This window comes from Nitrosomonas supralitoralis (genome assembly GCF_003011925.2).
Lineage (GTDB): Bacteria > Pseudomonadota > Gammaproteobacteria > Burkholderiales > Nitrosomonadaceae > Nitrosomonas > Nitrosomonas supralitoralis.
Genome location: NZ_PXXU01000107.1, coordinates 1 through 4,083 on the forward strand (window position 1 = coordinate 1; position 4,083 = coordinate 4,083).

The window sequence follows — 4,083 nt, forward strand, 5'->3', positions numbered from 1 at the left end:
TTTGCTATAGAGACGCTTCTGTTTGCTCCATCCGCTTTGGCTACATGTGAAGCAGGTTATGGTCTGCAGGAACGTAAAAATATTAAAGTATATTATGTCGAATAGATGGTGATTAGAACAGAGCGGAATCAACGCATTCGTTCCGCCCTTGAACGCTACCAAGAGGAATATTATCCTGAAGCCGGCATACTTTTTAGAAATGGGCAGCAGAAGCAGAGTGAATTATCCGGGAATTTTGCGAATAAACTACGGACAAAAGGCGATGAAGTAAAGCGGCGGAACGAATACGCACAGGAATTGCACAACATAAACCACGCGTACTTCGATGAAAGATTCACCCTGCATAAAAATCACACCGGACGGTATTGGAAAGAAGTTTATGCGACGCGCTATAATACACGCGACGTGCAACAAGCGTTATCCGCAATAAAAGCACACGATATCTATGAACTGAATGCGCACAACTGGCATCGGACAGCAAGATGGGCTTGAAGGAAAGAATACGAGATATACTGAACAAAACCATAATGCAGATAGGCAAAGATAAGCTGCCAACAAAAATACTATCCCCTCTAGTCTCGGAATATGAGGAACATACCACCATTACGTGGTCAACAAATTCCACACACTCCAGCGCATTGGCTGCTTCGAAAACGTTTTTCGATAGCCTGCTAAGTAGGGATTATCTATCGCTTCTTGAGTACGAAGATGAATTCAACGGATGTTTGAGACATAGACAATAATTTATTTCCCGTCTGTTCGGAAAAAACCTGAAAATCAATTATAGAGCCTGGATCGGTGGCAACGATTTTCAAGGTCTGCCCGCTAATCATGCCGGCAAGCAATTGCTTGGTGCGCAAAATAGGTAAAGGACAAACCAAACCACGCGCATCCAGTTCTTTATCTATTGTCTCAATTTCTAATGGCATAAATTAACAGCTACAAACTTTAAATTCGAACATTATCAGTTTTAAAAGATTATAGGGCTTTTGAGCTCAACAAAATGACCATTTTGATTGGCCACTCTTATTCCTATTCCACTAAGTTAATGATTAAAATGCGAGTTGCATGCGCGAAAACAAGATTTTTTCTGTAGGTCGATTGATTCCGCCAGTTGCGCCATGGGTAAAATGAGTCTGATTGTAACTTAACTGGAATTTAACATTGCGATTCAGATACCAGTTAATACCAACACCAAAATCCCGAGCCTTGTTAACTGAACGATCCAGGTTAAATAAGCCATGCGCAAACGCTTTAGTGTCCAGGTTGAGCTCCGAGTAGCGTGTGACCAATTGTAAAGCTCCTAACGCACTAATATTTTCAAGCGTTACCGGATGGTGAGGCTGCACTCTGCGAAAAGAAGCGTCGCCATTAAAGATTACCCATGATAATTGCACTTGGAAAGCATCATTTGTAACTTTATCGCTGGTAGCTCCAATCTTGATATTCTGTTGGGAAATTGTATATTCCCCCATGATCCCAAACGGACCAGAGTGGTAAAAAAGCTGCGGACCAATTCGTTCGCGGCTGCCGTCAGAGAATGCACCCCGTGCGTACGATGCAATCAACTGCTGACCCGGTGATATGAAGGTTGGCAGGTTTGCTTCCCCCGGTTGCGCATTACCATGTTGTGTTCCATAACTATATGCAACACCCAATCCCAATCCCTGGAGATATTCGGTTTGAACATGTTTTAGTGGATGAAAAAAAAAGCGTGCAACAAAATCAATACCGCTGCTGTTTGAATTAATAACACTATCGCGCAATCCTGAACTGTTATCAACATTTCCGCTAAATATGCCAATCTGATATTCAGTAGTATTCCAGAGAACATCGCCAAAAATTTGCGCACCAATTTCGCGATTAGGCGCTAGATTGGTGGGAAAAGCCCGTTCGTTCAGGGCTAATGCAGTTGCTGACTGCAGACGTTCCAGCCCAAACGGAGATTTGAACTTGCCAATACGAAGATTGAATGGCTTGATGAAATTGCTTTCAAAAAAAGCATCCAGAATCCCTGGATTCGATTCAAGGCCAGACATAATGTAAAAGCTGTAAATATCACCAAACCTGACTTCAAGCACCGGTCGAATGCGACGCAGGGAGAAATTATCATTACCTGTGTTGTCCGCATCATCAAAATAGGTACGTGAGTCGGCTTGAATAAACCCTCCTAAGCGTATTTCATTTTTACCATGACTCCATCGATATCCTGTGCCGGAATCTGTAACGAAAAATCCTGTTTTTCTTTGATTGCTTTCCGAAGATTTCTTTGTGATCACCGGCTGTAACCGGTCTGGGATATCTTCTTGAGCATAAGCTGCCGAACCCACATAACAAACAAACGCTATCGTAATAAAAATATTTATTAACAAGAGATTACCTATTTATTGATGTGACGCTGCATCACTACTTATAGTTAGTGCTGGAAGTCTGGCCAGGAATTTGCACGACACCTGATTGGGATAGCGTACTTTCAACCCCAGTCGAGCCATTAATTGGCGCACTGGAGAATACCCCGACTTTATGCCCACATCGCCCAACGCATCTGATAGCCGTGATAGCCATAGATTTGCTTATGCTCATCAAAAATCTGACGCGACTTGACTTCGGTATCTCCTGGTTTCTTGACCCACGCATAAAATGGCGCTTAAGGAAATACCCAGATGAACTGCCGCTTGCTAGTGAGCATAGCCTTTCTCAATAACTGATTTTGCTGCATCTTTCTTAAATTCCAGCGCGGAATTCAGAATCGATCGTTTTGTTTGTTATATGCTTGTTCACCTCTAATGACATTATAAATCTCTTATGTGCATGCTCAAGTGATAAAGAACACAAAAAGCTGTGTGAAATAAGGCCTTCCTGAAACCAGTACAAAACCAGGACAAACTTAGTACATTGCAACCACCCAACTGGCGCGACTTGTCAACTTAGATTGTGAGGTATTTGTGAATATTTATACAATGATCTAAAAGATAAAGTCAAAAAATTAATAATAGGCAAGGTTAGCATTGATTTCAGCAATTTATTTCATTTTTCCCTTCCCGGTAACTCAAAGATATTTCTGCTGCCCTTTTCAGAGTTAGCAGTCTGTATACATCTATTCGATTTAACTGAAAATCAGTATTCCTATTTTCCTCTATGTGAAGGAATATTCCTACATGCAATGGGGCACAAACAGTAAGCATGTCACTTTATCTTGTGATCAATTTGTGAATACTATAAAAAAGATATTCGCTTAAAAGAATATTAAAAGAGGACAGTTACCCATTAACAAGTACTTAATTTTATGGATATCAATTTAAGTTATCTAGAGTCAAAACACACTCAGTGTGAACTTTAGGTAAATAACTTATAGAGGGAATAAATCATGAAATTTGAGAATATTAGTCTAATCAGGGAAATACCATTGATTCGGAATCTCCAACCACTGAATCACGGCGTGAGTTTTTCAAAACAACGAATGCGACGATTTTGGCTGCACCGGCCATTTTAACTTCGCGCAAAAGTCAGTATCTAATCTAATTAGGGACGCAGTACACTGCTAGATTGCTGACACACCTCGAATGGATTTCATTATTTGTAGGGTAATAAAGCAGCACATCGATGAAACTTCGGGCATTAAGTGCAAGGAAGTTTCGCACTGTAATCATTCTCCGGCAATTTCAATCGCCATCGCAACAAGCCTTGGATAATTTCTGGGGCGACTAGCTAGTAGCCTGTTCATCACTTTTGATGCATGAAATATAACCCTTCCGTATCTGGGAATGAATATTCCTATGCCTACATATCAAGGTAAATAGTTCAACACTACTATCAAATTGCTGCGATCTGTCATTTATCTTATGAAAGCGACAAGACTATTATCCCATTGCAAAAAATGCAGAGGCGAATAAAAAAACTAAGGACGACAGGATAAGAGGTTCTGAACATAAACCGAAGAAAAAGATTGAGTAATCAATAGCTTTTTTATTTTAGTGTAGTTAGTCGACACAGTACGGAAGGTGTTTAACTTGCTAAATTCAAAGACAATTATGGGGGTAACATAAAATGGCAAATTTCAGCAGAACAGACTTGGATTTTATG

At 40.5% G+C, this 4,083-nt stretch carries 4 protein-coding genes; 2 read left to right on the forward strand and 2 right to left on the reverse strand.

Annotated elements, in window-relative coordinates; genetic code table 11:
- The first annotated feature begins 105 nt into the window (after positions 1–105).
- Positions 106–492 carry a hypothetical protein gene (locus C7H79_RS16515; RefSeq protein WP_106708341.1) on the forward strand — a complete coding sequence of 129 codons (387 nt, stop codon included), beginning with the start codon at positions 106–108 and terminating at the stop codon, positions 490–492.
- Positions 493–686: 194 nt separating this feature from the next.
- Here the strand turns inward: C7H79_RS16515 and C7H79_RS16520 are convergent, their stop codons facing one another.
- Both C7H79_RS16520 and C7H79_RS16525 read right to left on the reverse strand, forming a co-directional pair.
- The gene (locus tag C7H79_RS16520) at positions 687–929 is read right to left on the reverse strand and encodes a sulfurtransferase TusA family protein (RefSeq protein WP_106708342.1); all 243 of its coding nucleotides are present in this window, start codon (positions 927–929) and stop codon (positions 687–689) included.
- A gap of 123 nt (positions 930–1,052) precedes the next feature.
- On the reverse strand, positions 1,053–2,372 hold the full coding sequence (locus tag C7H79_RS16525) for an OprO/OprP family phosphate-selective porin (protein ID WP_172592495.1): 1,320 nt from the start codon (positions 2,370–2,372) through the stop codon (positions 1,053–1,055).
- Between the two features lie 47 nt (positions 2,373–2,419).
- On the opposite strand from C7H79_RS16525, the gene C7H79_RS17765 reads away from it, so the two are divergent.
- Entirely contained in the window at positions 2,420–2,704 is a 285-nt protein-coding gene (locus tag C7H79_RS17765) for a hypothetical protein (protein ID WP_147383656.1), read from the forward strand.
- Positions 2,705–4,083 lie beyond the last annotated feature (1,379 nt).